This is a genomic window from Geothrix sp. (genome assembly GCF_030219325.1).
Classification (GTDB): Bacteria; Acidobacteriota; Holophagae; order Holophagales; family Holophagaceae; genus Geothrix.
The window spans coordinates 2,680,767-2,701,910 of sequence record NZ_CP126625.1; the positions used below are offsets into that span (position 1 = coordinate 2,680,767).

20 protein-coding genes are annotated in these 21,144 nt (G+C 66.9%); 6 read left to right on the forward strand and 14 right to left on the reverse strand.

Annotated features, from left to right (window positions below; all coding sequences use genetic code 11):
• Positions 1 to 55: 55 nt before the first annotated feature.
• Genes QOZ81_RS11975 through QOZ81_RS12025 form a run of 11 tightly spaced genes read right to left on the reverse strand, consistent with a single transcriptional unit; the run spans position 56 to position 10,975 of the window.
• Entirely contained in the window at positions 56 to 1,519 is a 1,464-nt protein-coding gene (locus QOZ81_RS11975) for an NADH-quinone oxidoreductase subunit N (RefSeq protein WP_291206192.1), read from the reverse strand.
• Positions 1,519 to 3,198, reverse strand: a complete 1,680-nt coding sequence (locus tag QOZ81_RS11980; protein WP_291206189.1) for a complex I subunit 4 family protein — start codon at positions 3,196 to 3,198, stop codon at positions 1,519 to 1,521. Before QOZ81_RS11980 ends, QOZ81_RS11975 begins: the two co-directional genes overlap by 1 nt.
• Before the next feature lie 36 nt (positions 3,199 to 3,234).
• Positions 3,235 to 5,541, reverse strand: coding sequence for an NADH-quinone oxidoreductase subunit L (nuoL, locus tag QOZ81_RS11985; protein WP_291206186.1), 2,307 nt, complete (start codon positions 5,539 to 5,541; stop codon positions 3,235 to 3,237).
• The gene (nuoK, locus tag QOZ81_RS11990; protein ID WP_366082814.1) at positions 5,538 to 5,840 is read right to left on the reverse strand and encodes an NADH-quinone oxidoreductase subunit NuoK; all 303 of its coding nucleotides are present in this window, start codon (positions 5,838 to 5,840) and stop codon (positions 5,538 to 5,540) included. Before nuoK ends, nuoL begins: the two co-directional genes overlap by 4 nt.
• On the reverse strand, positions 5,840 to 6,391 hold the full coding sequence (locus tag QOZ81_RS11995; protein ID WP_291206180.1) for an NADH-quinone oxidoreductase subunit J: 552 nt from the start codon (positions 6,389 to 6,391) through the stop codon (positions 5,840 to 5,842). The genes nuoK and QOZ81_RS11995 overlap by 1 nt, the downstream gene beginning before the upstream one ends.
• 43 nt (positions 6,392 to 6,434) lie before the next feature.
• A complete protein-coding gene (locus tag QOZ81_RS12000; RefSeq protein ID WP_291206177.1) occupies positions 6,435 to 6,938 on the reverse strand; it encodes a NuoI/complex I 23 kDa subunit family protein in 504 nt (167 codons plus the stop codon).
• 9 nt (positions 6,939 to 6,947) lie between these two features.
• Positions 6,948 to 8,114, reverse strand: a complete 1,167-nt coding sequence (locus QOZ81_RS12005) for a complex I subunit 1/NuoH family protein (RefSeq protein ID WP_291206174.1) — start codon at positions 8,112 to 8,114, stop codon at positions 6,948 to 6,950.
• 19 nt (positions 8,115 to 8,133) lie between these two features.
• A complete protein-coding gene (locus QOZ81_RS12010; protein WP_291206170.1) occupies positions 8,134 to 9,234 on the reverse strand; it encodes an NADH-quinone oxidoreductase subunit D in 1,101 nt (366 codons plus the stop codon).
• A gap of 3 nt (positions 9,235 to 9,237) precedes the next feature.
• Positions 9,238 to 10,116: an NADH-quinone oxidoreductase subunit C gene (locus tag QOZ81_RS12015; protein WP_291206167.1), complete on the reverse strand. Its 879-nt coding sequence runs from the start codon at positions 10,114 to 10,116 to the stop codon at positions 9,238 to 9,240.
• A complete protein-coding gene (locus tag QOZ81_RS12020; protein ID WP_291206164.1) occupies positions 10,116 to 10,619 on the reverse strand; it encodes an NADH-quinone oxidoreductase subunit B in 504 nt (167 codons plus the stop codon). Before QOZ81_RS12020 ends, QOZ81_RS12015 begins: the two co-directional genes overlap by 1 nt.
• Before the next feature lie 2 nt (positions 10,620 to 10,621).
• A complete protein-coding gene (locus tag QOZ81_RS12025) occupies positions 10,622 to 10,975 on the reverse strand; it encodes an NADH-quinone oxidoreductase subunit A (RefSeq protein ID WP_291206161.1) in 354 nt (117 codons plus the stop codon).
• Between the two features lie 134 nt (positions 10,976 to 11,109).
• On the opposite strand from QOZ81_RS12025, the gene QOZ81_RS12030 reads away from it, so the two are divergent.
• Complete coding sequence (locus QOZ81_RS12030) at positions 11,110 to 12,741, forward strand: GspE/PulE family protein (protein WP_291206158.1); 1,632 nt, start codon at positions 11,110 to 11,112, stop codon at positions 12,739 to 12,741.
• Here the strand turns inward: QOZ81_RS12030 and QOZ81_RS12035 are convergent.
• Positions 12,738 to 14,489, reverse strand: a complete 1,752-nt coding sequence (locus tag QOZ81_RS12035) for an ABC transporter ATP-binding protein (protein ID WP_291206155.1) — start codon at positions 14,487 to 14,489, stop codon at positions 12,738 to 12,740. The two genes, QOZ81_RS12030 and QOZ81_RS12035, sit on opposite strands and share 4 nt — an antisense overlap.
• Positions 14,490 to 14,998: 509 nt before the next feature.
• Between QOZ81_RS12035 and QOZ81_RS12040 the strand changes: the two genes are divergently transcribed.
• Genes QOZ81_RS12040 through QOZ81_RS12055 form a run of 4 tightly spaced genes read left to right on the forward strand, consistent with a single transcriptional unit; the run spans position 14,999 to position 18,204 of the window.
• Positions 14,999 to 16,354, forward strand: coding sequence for an ABC transporter substrate-binding protein (locus QOZ81_RS12040; protein WP_291206152.1), 1,356 nt, complete (start codon positions 14,999 to 15,001; stop codon positions 16,352 to 16,354).
• Positions 16,354 to 16,995: a hypothetical protein gene (locus QOZ81_RS12045; RefSeq protein ID WP_291206149.1), complete on the forward strand. Its 642-nt coding sequence runs from the start codon at positions 16,354 to 16,356 to the stop codon at positions 16,993 to 16,995. Before QOZ81_RS12040 ends, QOZ81_RS12045 begins: the two co-directional genes overlap by 1 nt.
• Positions 16,992 to 17,708 carry a hypothetical protein gene (locus QOZ81_RS12050; RefSeq protein ID WP_291206146.1) on the forward strand — a complete coding sequence of 239 codons (717 nt, stop codon included), beginning with the start codon at positions 16,992 to 16,994 and terminating at the stop codon, positions 17,706 to 17,708. Before QOZ81_RS12045 ends, QOZ81_RS12050 begins: the two co-directional genes overlap by 4 nt.
• The gene (locus QOZ81_RS12055) at positions 17,695 to 18,204 is read left to right on the forward strand and encodes a peroxiredoxin (RefSeq protein ID WP_291206143.1); all 510 of its coding nucleotides are present in this window, start codon (positions 17,695 to 17,697) and stop codon (positions 18,202 to 18,204) included. Before QOZ81_RS12050 ends, QOZ81_RS12055 begins: the two co-directional genes overlap by 14 nt.
• A 6-nt stretch (positions 18,205 to 18,210) precedes the next feature.
• On the opposite strand, the gene QOZ81_RS12060 is transcribed toward QOZ81_RS12055, so the two are convergent.
• Entirely contained in the window at positions 18,211 to 18,990 is a 780-nt protein-coding gene (locus QOZ81_RS12060) for an enoyl-ACP reductase FabI (protein ID WP_291206141.1), read from the reverse strand.
• A gap of 157 nt (positions 18,991 to 19,147) precedes the next feature.
• On the opposite strand from QOZ81_RS12060, the gene QOZ81_RS12065 reads away from it, so the two are divergent.
• Positions 19,148 to 20,230, forward strand: coding sequence for a tetratricopeptide repeat protein (locus tag QOZ81_RS12065; protein WP_291206139.1), 1,083 nt, complete (start codon positions 19,148 to 19,150; stop codon positions 20,228 to 20,230).
• Here QOZ81_RS12065 and QOZ81_RS12070 read toward each other — a convergent pair.
• Positions 20,227 to 21,144, reverse strand: a complete 918-nt coding sequence (locus QOZ81_RS12070; protein ID WP_291206137.1) for an ABC transporter permease — start codon at positions 21,142 to 21,144, stop codon at positions 20,227 to 20,229. The genes QOZ81_RS12065 and QOZ81_RS12070 overlap by 4 nt on opposite strands.

Here is a 21,144-nt window from a genome sequence, read left to right on the forward strand (position 1 = left end):
TACCCCAACAGAAAAGGCGCGGGTCACCCCGCGCCTTCAAGTGTAAGCCTTTGCCTCAAACCCAGAAAACTCTGCCGGCCCAGTCCAGCAGCCAGGGCCCGAAGGCCGTGCCGACCAGCACCAGGATGCAGGCCAGGGTGACGATGAAGACCTGGGCGGCCCCCATGGGAATGGCTTCACCCTCGGGTTCCTTGAAGTACATCTCCTTCACCACGCCCAGGTAGTAGTAGGCGCTCACGGCGCTGGTCAGCAGCGCGAGGACCGTGAGGGTGACGAAGCCCTGCTCGATGGCCAGCTTGAACAGGTAGAACTTCCCGAAGAAGCCCACCAGGGGTGGAATGCCCGCCAGACTGAGCAGGAAGATCATCATGGCGAAGGCCAGTACCGGATGCTTCTGGCCCAGGCCCTTGAAGTCTTCGATGCGCTCGCCCTCGCCCTTGCCCTGGAGGTAGATCACCACCGCGAAGGCACCGGTGTTCATCACGATGTAGATGAGCATGTAGAGCCACACGGCCTGGGCGCCGGCCTTGGGGTCGCCTGACAGCACGCCCAGCAGCATGTAGCCCACGTGGGCGATGCTCGAGTAGGCCAGCAGGCGCTTCATGCTCTCCTGCTTCACGGCGGCCACGTTCCCCAGGACCATGCTGGCCCCGGCGATGTAGCAGAGCGGCAGGACCCAGTCGCTCGACACGCCATGGAACCCCGTGCCGAACACCCGCAGGAAAGCAGCCAGGGCCGCGGCCTTGGGGGCGGTGGCCATGAAGGCGGTGATGGGCGTGGGGGCGCCCTCATAGGCATCGGGGGCCCACATGTGGAAGGGCACCGCGGCCACCTTGAAGGCCATGCCCACCAGCACCATCAGGACGCCCGCATACACCAGCAGGCTGCTGGTGGTGGGGGTGAGGGCCAGGGCCTGGTTCAGGTCCACCAGGTTGGTGGTCACTCCGCCGGCGGCACCATAGAGCAGGCTGATGCCGTAGACGAGGATGCCGCTGGAGAAGGCCCCCAGCAGGAAGTACTTCATGCCCGCTTCCACGCTGGTGGCACGGTCCCGCAGGTAGGCCACCAGAATGTAGATGCAGATGGCCATGAGCTCGATGCTGAAGTAGACCGAGATCAGATCCGAGGCGCCGCACAGGAAGAGCATGCCCGCCAGGGAGAACAGGATCAGGGCGTAGTACTCGACGGTCTGCTGCTTGAGGCTGTCGAGGAGCTTCACGCTCAGCGTCACGGCGCCGGCCGAGGCCAGGATGCAGAGCATCTGGAAGCCCCGGGTGAGGCCATCCATGCGGAACATCCGGGAAAAGCCCTCGCCGTCCGGCACCCTGGTCACCAGGAAGGCCGTGATGGCCAGGACCACCAGGGTGATGGGCGCCCACTTGTGCTTCTCGTTCCGGTTGAAGAAGAGGTCGCCGGGCCACAGCATGAGCGTGGCCACGGTCATCAGGAAGAGTTGGGGCGTGATGAGATGCGTGTCCCGGAGGAGCGCATCCAGAAGCCCCTGAGCGAAGCCGGTCATCAGTGGCCTCCGCCGTGGGCAGGAACGTCATGGGCGGGAGCCTCGTGGGCTTCGTGTCCAGCCGGAGCGGCCTCGTGGCCGGGCTCGGCTTCATGGTGGGCCGGAGCGGTCATGCCCCTCATCCCGACCTTGGCGGCCATGGCCTGCTTGGCGGCGAGGGCTTCGGCGGCATGGAAGCCGGGCGTGACCTGCTCGACCAGCTTGCGGACCGGGGCGTCCATCACGTCCATGATGGGCTTGGGGTAGAGGCCGATCCAGAAGGCCGCGGCCACCAGGGGCGCGAAGTAGAGGATCTCGCGCAGGTTCAGGTCCTCCATCTTCTCGTTGACCGCGGTGATGGGTCCGAACATGACGCGCTGGAACATCCAGAGCATGTAGGCGGCGCCGAGGATGATGCCCAGGGTGGCAACGACCGCGGCCCAGGGGAAGGCCTGGAAGGAGCCCATGAGGATGACGCCTTCACCGATGAAGCCGTTCAGTAGCGGCAGGCCGATGCTGCTCATGGTCATGATCATGAAGATGGTGGCGTAGACCGGCATGGTCTTCGAGAGGCCGCCGAAGTCCGCGATCATGCGGGTGTGGCGGCGCTCGTAGACGATGCCCACCGCGAGGAAGAGCCCGCTGGTGCTGATGCCGTGGTTGATCATCTGGAAGAGGCCGCCCTTGATGCCGTAGGGGTTCAGGGCGAAGAGGCCCAGCATGCAGAGGCCCAGGTGGCTCACGGAGGAGTAGGCCACCAGCTTCTTCATGTCCTTCTGGATCATGGCCACCAGCGCGCCGTAGATGATGCCGATGAGGGCCAGGGCCAGGAACCAGGGCATCAGTTCCTTGGTGGCCGTGGGCAGGATGGGCAGGAGGAAGCGGACGAAACCGTAGGTGCCCATCTTCAGGAGGATGGCGGCCAGGATCACGGAACCGGCGGTGGGCGCCTGCACGTGGGCGTCCGGCAGCCAGGTGTGGAAGGGGAACATCGGCACCTTGATGGCGAAGCCGATGAAGAAGGCCAGGGCCATGAGGTGCTGGTAGGTCTTGCTCTGCTGGGCGATGATCGGCGCCATGGCCTGGAAGCTGGCCAGGGAGAAGTCATAACCACCGGTGGTCTTGTGCTGCAGGAAGTAGATGGCCAGGATCGCCACCAGCATCAGCACCGAGCCGGCCAGGGTGTACAGGAAGAGCTTGATGGCGGCGTAGAGCTTCTGGGGGCCGCCCCAGATGCCGATGAGGAAATACATGGGCACCAGCATCACTTCCCAGAACAGGTAGAAGAGGAACATGTCCTGGGTGATGAACACGCCGAGCATGGCCGTCTGGAGCACCAGCATCCAGATGTAGTACTCCTTGTGTCGCTCCTCGATGGACTTGAAGGAGCAGGCGATGGCGATGGGGCCGATGAAGGTGGTCAGCAGCCAGAGCAGGAGGCTGATGCCGTCCATGCCCACGCTGAACTTCACGCCCAGGGCGGGGATCCAGGTCCAGGCCCCGGCCCACTGGACGGCTGCGCTGGCGCGGTCGTAGCCGAACCAGAAGGGCAGGCTCAGCAGCAGGCTGGCGATCATGATGACGAGCGAGCCGATCTCGAAGACGCGGCGCTGGCCCTTGGGCACGAAGAGGAGGACCAGCGCGCCCAGGACGGGCAGGAAGGTCGCCACCAGCATCAGTGTCGTATTAGCGGTGAACATGGGGACTCCAAACCATGAAGGCTAGGCAGGGAAGGACTAGACGAGGAATTTCACGACGGCGAAGGCGAGGAAGCCGAGGAACATCACGAAGGCGTAGTGCTGCACCCGGCCGCTCTGCAGGCCGCGGAACACGCCGCTGGTCTCCTGCACGATGTACTCGGTCAGGTCGACGGCGCCATCGACCAGGTACTCATCCACCCAGTGCATGAGCTCGGCCCAGATGAGGGTGACGCGCGCCGCGCCGTTCACCATGCCGTCCACCACCCAGGTGTCGAAGCTCCAGAGCTGGGCGGAGAAGCGCTTGAGGGGTTCGATGATGGCCCACTCGTAGAACTCGTCCACGTAGTACTTGGCGTTCACCCACTCGAAGACCTTGGGGAAGCGGGTGACGAAGGCCCTGGCCTTGGACCAGCTGGGGTCCATGCCGTAGATCCAGACCGCCAGCAGGATGGCGCCCGGGGCCCAGAACAGCGTGGCCCAGAACATCAGCGCGTACTCGATGAAGGGGGCCGCGTGGTGGCCGTGCTCGGGCGCCGCCACCTGGTAGAGGAGCGGCTCGAGCCACTTGGAGAAGTGGTCGTTGCCGAACACCTTGCCGAGGGTCTCCAGGCTGTGGGGCAGGTTCAGGAATCCGAGGATCACGGCGAAGATCGCGAAGATGAACACGGGCAGCCACATGTTCCAGGGGACTTCCGTGGGGCCGTGGCCGTGATCGCCGTGCCCATGGGCCGCGGGGGCGGCATGAGCGTGATCGTCATGCCCATGCGCGTCGTGGCCATGGTCGTCGGCACCATGGTGGGCCTCGGAGGGCACCGTCAGGTGGTAGGGATCATGCCCTGCCCCGCGGTACTCGCCGTAGAAGGTCATGATCATGAGACGGGTCATGTAGAAGGCGGTCATGAAGGCGCCCAGCATGCCCAGGATCCAGGCCACCAGGTTCAGGGCGGGGCCGTCAAAGGCGCCGTGGTGGTACCAGCCCTCGAAGACCTTCCACAGGATCTCGTCCTTCGAGAAGAAACCGGAGAAGGGGAAGATGCCCGCGATGGCCAGGGTGGCCAGGCCCATGGAGAGGAAGGTCCAGGGCATGTACTTCCTCAGTCCACCCATGTTCCGCATGTCCTGCTCGTGGTGGCAGGCCATGATGACCGAGCCGGAACCGAGGAAGAGGCAGGCCTTGAAGGCGGCGTGGGTGAAGACGTGGAACATGCCGGCGGTGAAGGCCCCGGCACCCAGGCCCATGAACATGAAGCCGAGCTGCGACACGGTGGAGTAGGCCAGCACCTTCTTGATGTCGTACTGGGCCAGGCCCATGCTCGCGGCCACGAAGGCGGTGAGGGCGCCCACGAAGAGCACCACGGCCAGGGCCACCGGCGCCTGGACGTAGATGAAGTTCAGGCGGGTGATCATGTAGAGGCCGCTGGTCACCATGGTGGCGGCATGGATTAGGGCCGACACGGGGGTCGGGCCCGCCATGGCATCTGGGAGCCAGACGTAGAGGGGAATCTGGGCTGACTTGCCGGCGGCGCCCACGAAGAGGCAGCAGCCGATGAGGTTGAACCACCAGACGGGCGCGTGGGTGAGGCCGAAGAGGGTGATGGACTTCAGGCTGGAGATCTCCCGGACCGAGCCCATGAGGGTGTCGTAGTCCAGGCTGCCGAAGACCATGAAGATCAGGAAGAACCCGATCATGAAGCCGAAGTCGCCGATGCGGTTGGTGACGAAGGCCTTCTTGCCGGCGATGGCGGCGTATTCCTTGTCGAAGTAGAAGCCGATGAGCAGGTAGGAGCAGAGGCCCACGCCCTCCCAGCCCAGGAACATCATCATGATGTTGGCGCCCAGCACCAGGTTGAGCATGCTGAACACGAAGAGGTTCAGGTAGGCCATGAAGCGGTAGTAGCGGCCGTCGTTGCGCTCTTCGGCCATGTAGCCGGTGCTGAAGAGGTGGATCAGGAAGCCGGCTCCCGTCACCAGCAGGGCCATGGCGCCGCTCAGGGCGTCGAACTTGTAGGCCCACTCGATCTTGTAGGTGCTGAGGCCGCCGAGCACCCGCGCGCCGCCCACGTCGAACCAGGTCCAGAGGCTCTGGTGGATGGAGCGGCCGTCCGCCGGCAGTCCCACCAGCTGGATGAAGTGGTAGAGCGTGAGCAGGAAGGCAACGCCCACGCTGCCCAGGGCGATGAAGTCCACCACCTGGGTGTTCCTCAGCTTCTTGCCGCTGAGCCCGTTGACGAGGAACCCGAACAGGGGGAGGAAGGGGATCAGCCACAGCAGGGTGCTGGGCTGGGAGGCGGCGGTCGTGGCGGCGTGCACCAGGGTCATGTCGGCAGTCATGGTCGTCGTCATCCCTTCAGCAGGTTGATGTCGTCCACCTGGACGGTGTCGCGCTTGCGGTAGAGGGCCACCACCAGCGCGAGGCCCACCGCCACTTCGGCCGCGGCGAAGCCCATCACCAGCAGGGCGAAGGCCTGGCCGGAGACGGACCCGCTGTGGCGGGCGAAGGCGATGAAGTTCAGATTGGCGGCGTTGAGCATGAGCTCCACGCACATGAGGATCACCAGGGCGTTGCGGCGGATGAGGACGCCGATGATACCGATGGAGAACAGGAGGAACGAGATGAGGAGGACCGCGTTCATGCTGACCATCACACACGCTCCGTTTTCGCCAGGACCACGGCTCCCACCAGGGCCACCAGCAGGATCACGCTGAGGATCTCGAAGGGCAGCAGGTAGTCCGCGAAGAGCCCGCGGCTCACGGCCTGGGCGTTCTGCCCGGCCACGTTCAGCCCCTGGGCCAGCCCGGGGCGCAGCACCAGCGCCTCGGGCGAGGCGGCTCCGAAGAGGACCTTCCGGAAGACGCTCAGGAAGGTGGCCGCACCGAGGAGGACTGCCACCACGGCGTACCGGGACTGGACCTGGAAGACCTCCTTCTCCTTCTTCTTGCTCATCTCCACGAGCATGACGACGAAGAGGAAGAGCACCACGATGCCCCCGGCATACACCAGGATCTGGGCCATGCCCAGGAACTCAGCCTCCAGGGAGAGGAAGCAGCCGGCGATGCAGAGCATCGCGAAGAGGAATCCGAGCACGCTGTGCACGGCGCTCCTGGAGGCGACCATGAATGCGGCGCCACCCAGGGCCATGGCGCCGAAGATGGCGAACATGTTCCGGCCGATCATTTGAATGAAGTGTTCCATGGGGCGTCCTCGGGAATGCGCGAATGGTCTGGAAGTCCGGAAATCAGTCGTCGGCCACGCTGAACTTGCCCACGGGCGTGGGCTCGTACATGTTCTGGCCCAGGCCTTCCATGCCGATGGAGAAATCCTCCCGGTTGTAGGCGGCCAGCTCGAACTGGTGGTTGAGGATGATGGAGTCGAAGCCGCAGCTCTCCACGCAGAACTCGCAGAAGATGCAGCGCTCCATCTCGAAGTCGTAGCGCACCGGGAAGGGCATCTTGCGCCCTTCCTTCTTGCCCTTCTCGATGGTGATCACCTGGGTGGGGCAGATCTTTTCGCAGGCCAGGCAGCACACGCACTTGATCTCGCCCTGCTCGTCCTTCAGCAGCGTGAGACGGCCGCGATACCGAGGCTGGACCTTGGCGGGAACCTCGGGGTATTCGGAGGTGATGTGGAAGGGCACCTTCCGGCGGTTGGCCGTGAAGAAGACCTTGGCGAAGTGCTTGCCCGTGATGGACAGGCCCTTGGCGATGTCGAAGGGGATGAGGGTCCTCAGGATCTTGTTCATGGTCGGCCCCTAGACGGCGAAGCAGCGGACGGCGGCCGCCAGCAAGAGGTTGAACAGCGCCATGGGGATCAGGTACTTCCACGCCACGCTCATGACCTGGTCGTACCGGTAGCGGGGGATGGTGCCGCGCACCCAGATGTAGGTGAAGAGCAGGAAGATGATCTTCACCACGAAGAAGATGGCGTGGGGCTCGCCGAACCACGACAGGAAGGCCGGCAGGTAGGGATTCACCAGCCCCTGCAGGCCGAAGGGCAGCAGCCAGGGGCCGCCCAGGAAGAAGCCTGCGGCCAGGGCCGCCACCACGGTCATGTTGATGTACTCGGCCAGGTAGAAGAACCCGAACTTCATGCCCGAATACTCGGTGTGGAAGCCCGCCACCAGCTCGTTCTCGGCCTCGGGCATGTCGAAGGGGAGGCGGTTGGTCTCGGCGAAGCCGCAGGTGAGGTAGAGCAGGAAGCCGATGATCTGCGGCGCCAGGCCCCAGAAGGGCAGGCCCGTCGCCATGCGCGCGGACATCTCGCCGAAGTTCAGGCTGGCGGAAAGCACCACGGGCGCGAGCAGGCTCAGGGCCAGGGGCACTTCGTAGCTGACCATCTGGGCCGCGCTGCGCAGGCCGCCCAGGAGGGGATACTTGGAGTTCGAGGCCCAGCCGGCCAGGACGATGCCGTAGACGCCCACGCTGGCGACGCCAAGAATCCAGAGCAGGCCCACATTGATGTCGGCGATGCCGCCGGATACCGGCAGGCCGCCCACGAAGGGGAACCAGGTGGGGAAGGTGAAGAAGACGCCCGGCACGAAGGACACCGCGGCGAACACCACCACCGCCGCCACCATGCTGAGGGCGGGCGCGATGAAGAACACGAACCTGTCGGCCTTGGCAGGAATGACGTCCTCTTTGAGGATCAGCTTCAGGACGTCCGCCACGAGACCGGGGATGCCACGCCAGTAGGAGAGGACGGGAATCCGGCCCCACTTCCACATGCCGCGGTTCATCCAACCGGTGATGCCGACGTGGCCGCTGGCCACGCGGGTGGAGCCCAGGCGCTGCTGGAGGTAGCCGAGCACCTTGCGCTCGGCGAACACCGTCAGGGGGACGACGACGAAGACGAAGATCACCACCAGCAGGCACTGGATGAGGGTGATCACGATGGACTGGGTGAGGGTCGGAATCGGCATGGGTGGGAATCCTCGTCGACTAGCGGTCGATCTCGCCGAGCACGATGTCCAGGGTGCCGATGGCCGCGACGATGTCGGCGATCAGTCCACCCTCGGCCATCTTGGGCAAGGCTTGGAGGTTGATGAATCCGGGGGCCCGCACATGGAAGCGGTAGGGATTGCCGCTGCCCTTCTCGCCCACGAGGTAGTAGCCGATCTCGCCCTTGGGGGCTTCGGTCGCGTGGTAGACCTCATTGACCTCGGCCTTCAGGATCTTGGGCAGCTTGGCCATGACCGGGCCTTCGGGCATGCCGTCCATGCACTGCTGGATGATGCGGGCACTCTGCCGCATCTCGTCCATGCGGACCAGGTACCGGGCGTAGGTGTCGGCCTCGGTGCGGGTCGGCACGTCAAAGTTCATCTCGGCGTAGGCGGCGTAGGGGAAGGCCTTGCGGATGTCGTAAGGAACGCCCGCGGCCCGCAGGACGGGCCCTGTGACGCCCAGGGCGATGGCATCCTCGGCGCTGAGCTTGGCCACGCCGACGGTGCGCTTCTTCCAGATGCGGTTCTCGTTCAGCAGGTTCTCGTATTCCGCGATGCAGTCCGGGAACTTGGCCAGGAACTTCTTCACCAGCTTCTCGAAGCCCGGAGGCAGGTCCTCGCGCAGGCCGCCGATGCGGAAGGCCGTGGTGGTGAGGCGCGAGCCGCAGAAGGCCTCGTTCATGTCGAGGATGTCCTCGCGCTCGCGGAAGGCGTAGAGGAAGACCGTCATGGCCCCGATGTCCAGGGCGTGCGTCGCCAGCCAGATCAGGTGCGAGGCCAGGCGGTTGAACTCGTTCAGCATCGTGCGGATGTACTGGGCGCGCCGGGGCACCGTGATGCCGAAGAGCTTCTCGTTGGCTTCCGCCCAGCCCAGGTTGTTGGCCACGGCCGAGCAGTAGTCCATGCGGTCGGTCCACACCTGGCCCTGGAAGAAGGTCTGGTTCTCGCAGATCTTCTCCACGCCCCGGTGCAGGTAGCCGATCATGGGCCGGCAGTGGGTGATGGTCTCGCCATCGAGCCGAAGCTTCACCCGGAGCACACCGTGCGTGGACGGGTGCTGCGGCCCCAGGTTGATCTCCATTTCCTCGTTCTTGAACATGGATCACTCCGCCTTGGGCTGCTTCAGGTTGATGCCCAGCTGGCCGGCCTTCTGGAGGGCGATGCGCTCGAGCATGCCGCCGCGATCCTCGCGGAAGGCGATGTCGCGCTGCCCCCAGCCCACCACGGGGTAGTCCTTGCGGAGGGGGTGGCCTTCCCAGTCCTCGGGGCAGAGGATGCGGGTCATGTCGGGGTGGTTGGCGAAGCGGATGCCGAGCATGTCGTAGATCTCGCGTTCCATCCAGTTGGCGCTGGGATAGACGGCGCAGGCGCTCTCGGGGCTGAACCCCTCGGGTACCAGGATGCGGAGGCGGAGGCGCTTCCGGCGGCTGATGCTGGTCAGGTGGTAGACCACGCTGAAGGCGAAGCCGGTGGCCGCCGGGTAGTGCGTGGCGGTCTGGTCGGCGAGCATCTCGTAGTTCAGCGCGATGTCCTGCCGGCAGAGCTGGAGGGCTTCGAGGATCGCATCCTTGGAGACCTGGCAGGTGAGCTCGCCGGCCTGCTCGAAGATCTCCTCGACCTTGCCGCCCAGGCGCTCCTGCAGGCGGTGCAGGTCATCATCCTTGGCCTCCTGGGGCCAGGGGGTCTTCATGTCGTTGTCATCCTTGCGCGGCACCGGGCGGACGGGGGGCTTGGGGGCCTCCTTGCCTTCCCCCTCGGCCTTGGCCTTGGCGGTCTCGAAGTCCGCCAGCATCTTCTGCCACTTGGCCTCGTCGGCGGCGGCGGCCGCCTTCACCTCGGCCTCGTAGGTCTTCAGGCTGGGCAGGGGCACGGTCTTCGGCAGGACGACCTGGCGCTGGGGGGACGCGGCGTAGTCATAGACATAGGGACCGGCCGGCGCTTCCGGAGTCTCCGGCGGCTGGGGGAGGGTCTCGTCCGACATCAGCCCACCTCCTCGAAGATGTCCTTGTACCGGTCGGCCAGGCTGCTGGTCATGATCTTGTCCTGCAGCTTCATGAAGCCGTAGATGAGGGATTCGGGACGGGGCGGGCAGCCGGGGATGAAGACGTCCACGGGGATGATCTTGTCCACGCCCTGGATGGTGTGGTACGAGTCGAAGGGCCCCCCCGCCGTGGCGCAGGAGCCCATGGCGATCACCCACTTGGGCTCAGGCATCTGGTCGTAGAGCGTCTTGATCACGGGCGCCATCTTGTAGGTGACCGTGCCGGCGATGATCATCAGGTCGGCCTGGCGGGGCGTGGCCCGGAAGATGCCGGCGCCGAAGCGGTCGAAGTCGAAGCGGCTGGCGCCCGCGGCCATCATCTCGATGGCGCAGCAGGCCAGACCGAAGGTCACGGGCCACACGCTGGTGGCGCGGGACCAGTTCATGACCTTCTCCACCTTGGTGGTGATGAGGATGTGTTCAAGGGTGGAAGGCTGGTTCATGCTCATTCCCATGTGAGGGCTCCCTTGGACCAGATGTAGCCATACCCGAACAGCAGCAGGAAGAGGAACAGCCCCAGCTCGATGGCGCCGAACAGGGCCAGTTCCTTCATCTGGATGGCCCAGGGCATCAAGAAGACCGTTTCCACGTCGAACACGAGGAACATCACGGCCACCAGGTAGTAGCGCACGGAGAATTTCTCCCGCGCCTCACTGGTCGTGGTGATGCCGCACTCGTAGGACGAATATTTCGCCGCGCTGGGCCAGCTGGGGCGCAGCAGCCACGACAAATTCCAGATGATGATCGGCAGGGCCACTGCTACCAGGATCAGCAGCAGGATGGACGCGTACCCGCGCATGGAGCCTCCAGGACAGGTCATTGTGGAGTGCCGGTCCCGCGCAGGTCAACGCTGGAAGCCGATCCTCGCATCCTTTGTGACCCATGTCCGATTCTGGCCACTCGGTCGATTGCCGCTTCCGCTAGGATGCTTCCATGTCCACATCAAACCCCCCGGTTCCTTCGGATGCCGTCGCCACGGGCGATCAGACCATGACCGACTTCAGGCCCGCCAAGGAGCTCTACCCGACCCTGGACCTCACGCGGGAGCCGGTGGATTTCGCCCTGTTCCAGGCCCTGCCGCTGGACTTGATGTTCAAGCACCATTTCGTGCCGGTGCAGGAGCGGGAGGGCGTTCTGTGGCTGGCCATGGCCGATCCCCTGGACATCCCCACCCAGGACATGCTCCGCCTGCAGCTCAAGCGCCCCCTCCGGTTTGCCGGCGCACCCCTGGCCCAGATCCAGGAGGTGCTCAAGAAGTCCGAGAGCGGCCAGAAGGTCATGGACGAGGCCGGCGAGGCCCTCAAGGTCCAGGTGCTCCACGAGGAGGACTGGGACGACGAGGTGCTCGACCTGGAGCGGCTGACTGACAAGGACGAGGCCCCCATCGTCCGCCTCGTGGACACCACCATCTTCAACGCCCTCCAGCGGCGTGCCTCTGACATCCACCTGGAGACCATGTCCACGGGCTTCCAGATCAAATACCGCATCGACGGCAGCCTCTACCCCGCCGCCGACCCCATCGACCGGCGCTTCGCCTCGCCCATCATCAGCCGCGTCAAGGTGATGTCCGAGCTGGACATCGCCGAGAAGCGCAAGCCCCAGGACGGTCGCTTCAAGCTCAAGGTGCGGGGCCGGGCCATCGACTTCCGCGTGAGCATCATGCCCACGATCCACGGCGAGGACGCGGTCATCCGCATCCTGGACAAGGAGAACCTCACCGAGGAGTTCCAGTCCCTCTCGCTGGAGATCCTCGGTTTCTCCGACCACGAACTGAAGCGCCTGCGCCGCTTCTCCCGCGAGCCCTACGGCATGTTCCTGGTGACCGGTCCCACGGGCTCCGGCAAGACCACCACCCTCTATGCCGTCCTCAGCGAGATCAAGTCGCCCGAGGACAAGATCATCACCATCGAGGATCCCGTCGAATACCAGCTCGAGGGCGTCACCCAGATCCCCGTGAACGAGAAGAAGGGCCTCACCTTCGCCCTGGGGCTACGCTCCATCCTGCGCCACGATCCCGACAAGATCCTCGTGGGCGAAATCCGCGATCCCGAGACGGCGCAGATCGCCATCCAGTCGGCCCTCACGGGCCACCTGGTCTTCACCACCGTCCACGCCAACAACGTGCTGGACGTGCTGGGCCGCTTCCAGCACATGGGCGTCGAGGTCTACAACTTCGTGTCCTCCCTCAACTGCATCCTGGCCCAGCGCCTCATCCGCGTCCTCTGCCCCAAGTGCAAGCGCCCCGCCCCGATCCCGACCCCCCAGGAACTCGAGGAGAACGGGGTGGATGAAGCCTGGCTGCGGAGCGCCACCCTCTTCGACCGGGTGGGCTGCGTGGACTGCCACGGCACCGGCTTCCGCGGCCGGCAGGCCATCATCGAGTTCATGGGCCTCAACGACGAGATCCGCGAGCTGCTCATCCAGCGCGCCCCGGTCCGCGAGGTGAAGGCCGCCGCCCGCCGGGGCGGCATGCAGTTCCTCCGGGAGAGCGCCATCGAGAAGGTGCGCATGGGGATCACGACCTTCGTCGAGATCAACAAGGTCACCTTCCGGGAAGGCGCCTAAGCCCCGCGGACCAGCTCCCGCTCAAGGCTCTGCAGCCGCTTGAGGCGGGCGAACAGGCCGGGCTGGGCGGCCAGGGCCTCCGGATCGCCCACCTGGATCATCCGGCCCTCCTCCAGCACCAGCACCCGGGCGCAGCTCTCGGCCACGAAGACGCGGTGGGTGGCGAGGACCAGGGTCGAGGTGCCCAGGAAGCCCCGGAGGTTCTCCAGGATGCGGCTTTCGGTCTCGGCATCCACCGCGGACAGCGCATCGTCCAGCAACAGGAGGCGCGGGCGGCGGAGGAGGGCCCGGGCCAACGCCGTGCGCTGACGCTCGCCGCCGCTGAGGATCACGCCCCGCTCTCCCACGATGGTGTCGAGTCCGTCGGGCAGCCGGCGGATCAGTTCGTCCATGGCCACCACCCGGGCAATCTCCCAGATCTCGTCTTCCGTGGCATCGGGCCGCCCCATGGCCAGGTTCATGCGCAGGGTGTCCGAGAACAGGAAGGCCTCCTGGGGCACCCAGCCCAGCCCCGCCCAGTGCCGGCGCAGGGTCCGGTCGGACAGGGGTTCCCCGTCCACCAGCATGCGTCCCGACTGGGGCTCCCGCAGGCCCGCCAGCACCTGGAGCAGTAGGGTCTTGCCCGAGCCGATGCCACCCACCACCGCCAGGCTGTCGCCGGGGGCCAGGGTGAGGTCCAGGGGGCCGAGGCCGCGACCGGTCTCGAAGCGGTGCGTCACCGCCTCGAGCTGCAGCGAAGCCGGAACCTCTGGAAGGGCGATGACTTCAGCCGGCGGCAGCGAAGCCTCCGGGCTGTGCAGCAGCTGGTCCAGTCGCTCCTGCCCGGCCTTGGCCCGCTGGAACAGGTTCGCCGACCAGCCCAGGCTCATCATGGGCCAGGCGAGCGCCACCAGAAAGCCGGTGAAGGCCGTGAGGTCGCCCAGGCTCAGCACCCCCTTCACCACCAGGCTGCCCCCGTAGGCCACCAGCACCAGGGCGGACATCCCGCCGATGAGGGCCGACAAGGGCGCATAGGCGCTGAAGATCACCGATTGCTTCATGCTGAGCATGGCGTGGCGGCGGCTGAGGGCTCCGAACTGGGCCACCCGGGCCTCTTCCAGCCCGAAGGCCTGCACCACCCGCTCGCCGCTGATGGTCTCGTGGCTGAAGGTCGTCAGGGCCGAGAAGGCCAGCTGCAGCTTCTGCTGCACCATGTGGCTCCACTTCCCGATGATGTAGAAGCCCAGGGCCAGGAAACAGAACGGGAACATGACGGCCAGGGTGAGCCGCCAGCTGGTGTGGAACATCAGTCCCAGCGTCACCGGCAGGATGGACAGCACCTGGAGGAAGCTCATGAGGCCCGGGCCCGTGGCCATGCGGACCGTGCCCACGTCGTCGCCCACCCGCGACATGAGGTCGCCCACCCGCTGCCGCTCGTAGAAGGCGAAGGGGCGGGCCAGGAGGAAGCTGTAGAGGGATTCCCGCTGCTCCCGCTCCACCTCGCGGCTGAGACCGATGAGGGTGTTCCGCATGAGGTACCGGCCGATGCCCGCCGCGGCCGTGAAGCCCAGCATCCAGGCCAGGAAGACCCGGGAGCCATGCCAATCGCCGCGCTCCAGGGCATTGACGGCCCGGCCGGACCAGTAGGGCACCACCGAAGCCGCCACGCTGCACCAGACTGTGGCCGCCAGGCCCCAGTAGAGGGTGCGCCGGTGACGCGCCATGAGGGGCCACCACCACCAGAGCTTCGAGTTCGAAAGATCCGCCAAGCGGGCCTCCAGACAATCAGAGTAGCAACACCAATCGCCCCTGGCAGCCCTTCCTGGCGGCGCATCCCGTCTGGGCCCATCGCGGGGCGTTCGAATCCCTGGACCGGCCCTTGGCGCCAGGATGAGCTTTTCTCGTGACCGCCACCCGGCGCATCCTAGAGGGAATCCCCGGATGCCCCATGCGCCGCCTGCGAAGAGTGCCTAACAGAACCCCGACGAGGCCGCGAGAAAGCCAGGTGGGATGCACCGCAGGTATCAGTTCGTCTCGCGTATCGCCGCAGGCGATACCGAGAGGGAAGGGCCCGCAGGGCGATGCGGGACATCGTTCAAGGGCCCTGACGCCGCGGGGCGCCCACCTGGCTTTCTCCCTCCGGGCGAGGGCCGGCGGGCGTCGCGATGCAGCGTCACGCTCGTCGCGCGTAGTACCCGCTACGCGTCTCCTCGCATTCCTCGCCTCGCTCGCCCGGCGGCCCTCGCGCGACCCCGTGGGGGTTTTGTTAGGCACTCTAATGGCCCTCTGTCTGATCCTCCCCCTGGGCCTGGCCCCACTCCCCCTGGCGGCCCAGGTGGTGGAGGAGTCCCTGGCCCGGGACCCCGGGCCCCTCGACTTCATCCAGGGGGACAGCTACGAGCAGTGGATCCTCCAGTCCCTCGCGGGGGACGCCCTGGTCGGTCTGGGGGCCGATGGCCGGGTGGTGCCCCGCCTCGCCTCAAGTTGGAAAACCCTGAAGGACGGGGCGATCCTCTTCACCCTCCGCAAGGATGCCCGCTACCCCGACGGAGCCGGCGTCAGCGCCGAGGACGTGGTCTGGACCATCCGGGAGCTGCTGCGCCATCCCCAGGCCAGCCCCACCAAGCGCGCAATCCTTGAGGGGGCGGAGGTGGGCGTGGACCAGGGCCGCCCCTGGATCCGCTCCCGGAAACCCGCAGGCCGCCTCCTCATGGAGCTGGCCCGCGTGCCCATCGCCCAGCAGGGGCACCCGGACCGCGGCTCCGGCCCCTTCGCCTTCCGCAAGGAACCCGGTGCCTGGACCTTCACGCGCCGGGACCATTTCCTGAAGCCCCGCATCGACGGCATCCGGTTCCGGCTGCTGCCCGATGCGGCCGCGGTGATGACCGCCCTCCAGAAGGGCTGGCTCCACATCGGCGCCCCCGCCATGCGGCGCCAGACCGAGGTCCCACCCACCCACCGCCTGCTGACGCAGCCCATGCACGCCCAGCTGGTGGTCTGGAGCCGCGTCGGGGTGGGGCCGCTCCAGCTGCTGGAGCGCTGGCGCAAGGATGCCTTCCCACCCCAGCTCCTGGGCCAGAATGCCCACCCCAGCCGCGGCCTCTGGCCCGAGACCCTCGGCTTCGAGGTCCAGGCCATCGACTCGGGAACGCCCGCACCCCGGGGGCCCGGTACCCTGCGGCTGCACTATTCGGCGGGGGATGAATCCATCGAGAGGCTCCTGCTCGCGCTCCGGGAGCGGGCCCGCATGGACGGTTTCGACCTGCAGCTGCTTCCCATCGAGCAGGGCCTCCTGGCCGATCGCCTCCAGAAGGGGGACTTCCAGCTCGCCTGTTCCATGGTGGTCTTCGATCCCCACCCCTGGGCGGTGCTGGAGTACCTGGAGCCCCATGGGCCCATGAACTTCACGGGCTGGAAGCACCCCCGGCTGGCGGAGTTCACCGCCCGCCTCCAGCAGCCCGGCGACATCGACTGGCGCAACCTCCAGTCCCTCTGGGCCAGGAGCCCCGCCGCCCTGCCCCTGCTGGATTTCCGGAGCGTGATCTGGGTGGACCGGAACCTCCAGGTGGAGCCCAGTCCCATGGGCCTCTACCTGCACACGCCGGGAGCCGCCGGCTGGCGCTGGAGCCAGTGATGGCCAGGACCGCCCCGGGCCTGGCCGTTTGGGGCCTGGGGCTGCTGCTGGCCCTGGGCCTGCCTGGCTCCATCTGGAGGCAGGCCGCCCCTCCGGGTTTTCCCATGGCCGCCGTGGGCCCGGCGCTCCTGGCCGTCGGCGCGCTGGCGCTGCTGGCCCCCCTGCTGGCCTGGCGAGGCGGTCCCGGCCTGGCTTCCCGCCGCTCCCTGGCCCTGCTGGAAGCCCCACCCGATCTGCTCTGGGCCGGACTCCTCCTCGCCCTGTGGCCCGCGGCCTGGGGGCCTCCGGGCCTCTGGGGTTGGTTGCTGGCCTTCCTCGCAGCCTCCCTGCCCGGGGAGGTCCGCTGGCTGGCCCAGGCCATGCCGTCGGAGCATCCCTTCCCGGAGGCCTGGGGCCGGGCCGCCGTGAACCGTGTGCGCGGGCTGGTCCTGCTGCGTCTCTGGGGGCGTTGGACTGCCGCCCGGCTACCGGTCTGGCTGACGGCGACCCTGGTGCTGGAACGGATCCTGGGCGTGCCCGGTCTGGGCACGGACTGGATGACCCGGATCGCGGTACGGGACCGCGCCGGCCTCAGCTGCTGGGTCCTGGCCCTGGCCCTGCTCTGGGCGCTCTCGCAGAGACTGGAAAAGGAGATGGCATGAGGTGGCGCCTCGCCTTCCTCGGGGCCCTGCTGCTCCCGGACCTGGCTCTGGCCCCCTTCCAGGGTGGCCTGGCCTCGACCCTCAGGCACCCGCTCGGCACCGACGACCTGGGCCGCGACGCCCTCCTCCGCCTGCTGCTGGCCTCGGCCCGCAGCCTCGGTTTTGCAAGCGCCTGCGCCCTGTTGGCCCTGGCCGCGGGCCTGCTGCTCGCCTGGCGGGGCCGGCGCCTGCTCGGCGCCTGGTCTGCCCTGCGCAGCCTCCCCCCCCTGCTCTTCCTGCTGCCCCTCGCCGCAGCCCTGGGTGGACTGCCCGCGCTGCCCCTCGGTCTGCTGCTCGGCTTCATGATCGCCCCCCACCTGGAGCCGCCCCTGCGCGCCCGGCTGGAACAGTTCCAGAATTCCCCGGCCTGGGCCGCCGAGCGCACCCTGGGCGCACCCTGGCCATCCATCCTCCGCCGCTGGTCCCCCTGGGCCTGGCAGCAGGTCGTTACGCTCTTCCCGAGTGCCTGGCTGTCGGCCTTGTGGGGCGAGGCCACCCTGACGGCCCTGGGGCTCGGCCCCGGTCCCGGCCAGGACAGCCTGGGCCGCCTGCTGGCCGAAGAACTGCCCCGGCTCGGCTCGGATCCGTCGCCGCTGGGCTGGGCGGCCCTGACCGCCGTGCTCGGCCTGGCCTGGGCCTCGGCACCGGGCGGCAGGCCCCATGGCGCGAGTTGACCCGCCACTGCGCTACCCTGGCCCCATGAGCCCCCTTCTCGGACATCCCATCCCAGCCTTCTCCCTGCAGGACGACCAGGGCGCCATGGTCACGGCCAAGGACTTCCAGGGCCGCTGGACGGTGCTCTACGCCTACCCCAAGGACAGCACCCCCGGCTGCACCACCGAAGCCTGCGACTTCCGCGACAACCTCGCCCGGGTGCAGTCCCTCGGCGCGCAGGTCTACGGCATCAGCCGCGACAGCCTGAAGAGCCACGTGAACTTCATCACCAAGCAGAGCCTGCCGTTCCGCCTGCTCTCGGATCCCGATCTGGCATTGCTGAAGCCCCTGGGCGCCTTCGGGAAGAAGATGATGTACGGCAAGGAGATGGAAGGCATCATCCGCAGCACCTTCCTCATCGATCCCAAGGGCGTCATCCGCCACGTCTGGCCCAAAGTCAGCGTGAAGGGCCACGTCCAGGGCGTACTCGATACCCTGGCGAAGCTGAAGGGCTGAGCCGCCTCACCCAGCCATGATGCTGAAGCCGCCGTCGACATAGAGCACCTGCCCGGTGATGCCGCGGCCCATGTCGCTCACCAGGAACACGCCGGCATCGCCCACTTCCAGCTGATCGGTATCCCGCTGCAGGGGCGTGTGGGAGCGGTGCTGCTTGAGCTTTGAGCCGATGCCCGGGATGGCCGAGGCGGCCAGGGTCTTGATGGGGCCCGCGGAGATGGCGTTCACGCGGATGCCCTGGGGGCCCAGGTCGGCGGCGAGGTAGCGCACGCTGGCTTCGAGGGCGGCCTTGGCCACGCCCATGACGTTGTAGCCGGGCACCACCCGCTCGGAGCCCAGGTAGCTGAGGGTCACGATGGAGCCGCCTTCGGGCATGAGGGGCGTGGCGGCGTGGGAGACGGCGGCCAGGGAGTAGGCGCTGATGTCGTGGGCCACGCGGAAATCCTCGCGGCTGGTATCCACGAAGCGGCCTTCCAGGGCCTGCCGGGGGGCATACGCCACGGCATGCACCACGAAGTCGAGCTTCCCCCACTTCTTGCGGATCTCGTCGAAGGCCATGACGATCTGGCTGTCGCTGCCCACGTCCATCATGGTCAGCAGGGGGTTCTTCAGCTCGGCGGCCAGCTCGCGGACATTGTCGCCCAGCCGCTCGTTCTGGTAGGTCAGGCAGAGCTGGGCTCCGGCCTCGGTCACCTTCTGGGCGATGCCCCAGGCGATGGAACGCTTGTTGGCCACCCCGATGATCAGGCCGCGCTTCCCTTCCAGCAGTCCACCCTTGGTCGCCATGCGATCTCCTCCAGAGTCATGTCCGAACAATCACTCAGGATACACCAACCCCACGGGATTCCGCCAGATCGGAGGCCTGGGAACCCTCCCCCGAATCCTGTTCTCCCCACCACGCATCTCTGTTAATCCTGTCCTGCCATCCTTGCTCAGAGGCCCCGTGATCCGCATCGCCCCTGTCGTCCTCCTTTCGGTTCTCCAGGCCCAGGCGCCGGCCTTCCGCGCCGACCTGGAGGCGGGCCGCTACCTCAAGGTGCTGGCCGAGGCCGACCAGCGGCTGCGCGAGCACCCCAACGATGCCTCCGCCTGGGCGGCGAAGTCCCAGGCCCTCTCCAGCCTGCTTCGCTTTGGGGAGGCCCTCGCGGCGGCGGAACGCGCGGTGTCCCTGAAGCCCGATCTCGCGGATGCCCTCCTGGCCCGGGGCCTGGCGCGGGCGGGGGAGGCCATCAAGCAGCGCGATCTCGGTGCCCTCCGCAGCGCCCTCGGCGCCATGGACGACCTGCGCGCCGCCACGGCGGCCGATCCCACCCTGGTTCCGGCCTGGACCAGCCTGGGCCTGGCCTACGAGATGCTGCCCGGACTGCTTGGCGGGTCCACCCGCAAGGCCCTGCAGTGCGCCGAGCGGCTCCGCGCCCTCGCCCCCGCCCGGGGCGACCTGCTGCAGGCCCTCGTCCTTGTGGAGGAGGGCAAGTGGGGCGAGGCCGAGCCCTGGTTCGGCCGCGCCCTCGCCAAGGCGCCCCAGGACCCCGAAGTGGTGGGCCAGTGGCTGGATGCCCTCGACCGCAAACCCGCCAAGAAGGCCCTGGGCGAGGCCGGAAAGAACGCCCGCCTGCTGCTCGAGGCCCCACGCCTGCTGCCCGGCGTGCACACCCGCGCCCGCGGGGTGGTGGCCGTCAGCGATGCCTACCTCCATGCGGGTCAGCCCGAGGCGGCCTGGAAGGTCATCCAGGACCATCTTGGCCAGGTCGATGCGCCCAGCCTGCTGCGCCTGCAGCTCGGCAAGGTGGCCGCCGCCAGCGGCCTGCACAGGACAGAAGGCCTCGCCACCCTCGACCAGGTGCTCCGGGAACCCCTCGAGGGTGGCTCCTCTGGCTACCCCGGCGCTTGGTGGCGGAGGGGCCAGATCCTCCAGGGCCTCGGCCGCAAAGACGAGGCCCGGCGCTCAGCCCAGGAAGCCCTCAAGCTGGATCCGAGGCATCGGGGGGCGAGGGAACTGCTGGAACAGATGCAAACAAGCGGCTAAGCGCGGTCGCGTCCGGCCTCGACCAGCCCCAGGGTCAACAGGACCAGAGTGCAACCCAGGCTGAATGTACCGAGCGCCCATTTAGACGTGGGCGGCGGGATCCCGAGAAGATCATCGGGGTCCTGTATCTCGATGCGGTATTTCCCCACAATGGTGACCTTTGGGACACTCAATTTCTGTTCGTTGTAGAACGGCTTCTGGGCAGTGTGCATCTCCTGGCGCGCGCCCGGGATGTCGATGGCCTGCTGGGCACAGGTATAGGGCAGCACCCAAGGAATGAAGTCCCTGCGCCACATGGGGTAGAGTTCCTTCCCTCCCAGGGAGATGGTGAGCAACAAACCCACCATCGCAAACATGATGGGAACGGCGGCATTGTCGATCCGGTCCGACAGCCAGAGGTAGAGTGCCAGCAACGGCAGACTCCCCAGGTAGGACCAGGCCAGAACCCGGATGAGGGCTGTCCACGGGAAGGCGCTGTGAACCAGGGGATTCAGGTAGCCGATCAGCCTGGATTCCACCCAGAGCAAAGCCAGGATCGCACTGAGCACCAGCCCGAAGCAGAGTCCGAGAATCAGGGCCTTGGTGGCGAAAATCGCCCGCCGGGAGACCGGCTGGACATGCAGGTGCTTCCAGAGGCTGAAACGGTGCTCAGAACGGAACAGCAGAGGGGGCAGCAACGCCACGAGCAGGGGATGGAAATAGCCGGACCAGGTATCGGCCAACGACTTGATGGGTATGGCGTTCAACCCCTGTTGCGCCTCTGCAGTCAGCTGCCGTGTCAGCAGCAGCGGCAACCCGGATAGGAGGACATCCACCAGGATGAACAGGACCGGAAAGACCCACAGAAGCCGCAATGCGGCTGAACGCCTCAGTTTGCGGACCTCTGAGACAAGCAGGTTCAAGAGCTGGGCCAT